Origin of the sequence: Micrococcus sp. KRD077, assembly GCF_017168505.1 — a bacterium.
Taxonomy (GTDB): domain Bacteria; phylum Actinomycetota; class Actinomycetes; order Actinomycetales; family Micrococcaceae; genus Micrococcus; species Micrococcus luteus.
Window position 1 is genome coordinate 1 of sequence record NZ_JABFAZ010000039.1, and the last position, 1,737, is coordinate 1,737.

Genomic DNA, 1,737 nt, shown 5'->3' on the forward strand with positions numbered 1-1,737 from the left:
TGACCGAGAACACCGCCGCCCTGCCCGCCGCCGAGCGTCCCGGCACCCCCGCCCTGCCGCAGGACCTGATCGACGTCGACGCCCTCCTGGAGGCGTACCACACCGGTCACCCGGACGTGACGGACCCGGCGCAGAAGGTCGTGTTCGGCACCTCCGGCCACCGCGGCTCCGCGTTCACGACCTCGTTCAACGACGACCACATCGCCGCCATCACGCAGGCCGTGGTCGAGTACCGCGCGCACCACGGGATCACGGGGCCGGTCCTCGTCGGCAGGGACACGCACGCCCTGTCCGGGCCCGCGCAGGACACCGCCGTCGAGGTGCTGCTCGGCAACGACGTCGAGGTGCTCGTCGACTCCCGCGGCGGCTACACGCCCACCCCCGCCGTGTCCCACGCGATCCTGCACCTGAACGCCGGGCGCGAGCTGTCGCCGTCGGGCTTCGCGGTGGACGGGGACAACGCCGGCCTCGTGGACGGCCTCGTGATCACCCCCTCGCACAACCCGCCCGCGGACGGCGGCTTCAAGTACAACCCGCCCCACGGCGGCCCCGCGGACACCGAGGCGACCACGTGGATCGCCGACCGCGCCAACGAGCTGCTCGCCGCCGGGCTGGCGGGCGTGCACCGGGTGGCGAGCGCCGACGTCGCCGGCCACGCGAAGCTGGGCGGCTTCGACTTCCTGGACCGGTACGTGTCCGATCTGCCGCAGGTGATCGACGTGGAGGCGATCCGCGAGGCGGGCGTGCGCATCGGCGCCGACCCCATGGGCGGGGCGTCCGTGGCGTACTGGGGCGAGATCGCCGACCGCCACGGGCTGGATCTGACCGTGGTGAACCCGGAGGTGGACCCGCGGTTCGGGTTCATGACCCTGGACTGGGACGGCAAGATCCGCATGGACTGCTCGTCGCCGAACGCGATGGCCTCGCTGATCGAGCGGATGACCCCGGACGCGGACGGGCAGGCGCCCTTCGACGTCGCCACCGGCAACGACGCCGACGCGGACCGGCACGGGATCGTCACCCCCGACGGCGGGCTGATGAACCCGAACCACTACCTCGCCGTGGCCATCGACTACCTGTACCGCCACCGCGAGCAGTGGCCCCAGAGCGCGGGCGTGGGCAAGACCCTGGTGAGCTCCTCGATGATCGACCGCGTGGCCGGGGACCTGGGCCGCGAGCTCGTGGAGGTGCCGGTGGGCTTCAAGTGGTTCGTGCCGGGCCTGCTGACGGGCACCGGCGTGTTCGGCGGCGAGGAGTCCGCGGGCGCGTCCTTCGTGCAGTTCGACGGCAGCCCGTGGTCCACGGACAAGGACGGGCTGCTGCTGTGCCTGCTGGCCGCGGAGATCATCGCCGTGACGGGCCAGTCCCCGTCCGAGCGGTACCGCGACCTCGTGGCCCTGCACGGCGACCCGGCGTACGCGCGCATCGACGCCCCCGCGACCGCCGAGCAGAAGGCGAAGCTGAAGACCCTCTCCCCCGACGACGTCCCCGTGACCGTGCTGGCCGGCGAGACCATCCTCGCGACGCTGACCAACGCCCCGGGCAACGACGCCCCGATCGGCGGGCTCAAGGTGGTCACGCAGCACGCGTGGTTCGCGGCGCGGCCCTCCGGCACCGAGGACGTCTACAAGATCTACGCGGAGTCCTTCCGCGGCCCCGAGCACCTGACGCAGGTGCAGGCGGAGGCGCAGCGGCTGGTGGACGCGGTCATCGGCTGACCCCCTGTCTCTTATACAC

General features: G+C 72.6%; 1 protein-coding gene. It reads left to right on the forward strand.

Annotated features, from left to right (window positions below; genetic code table 11):
- Positions 1 to 1,718 (forward strand): phosphoglucomutase (alpha-D-glucose-1,6-bisphosphate-dependent) (gene pgm, locus J1M39_RS09645; protein ID WP_342356405.1); only part of this gene is annotated, 1,718 nt, incomplete at its 5' end.
- Positions 1,719 to 1,737 lie beyond the last annotated feature (19 nt).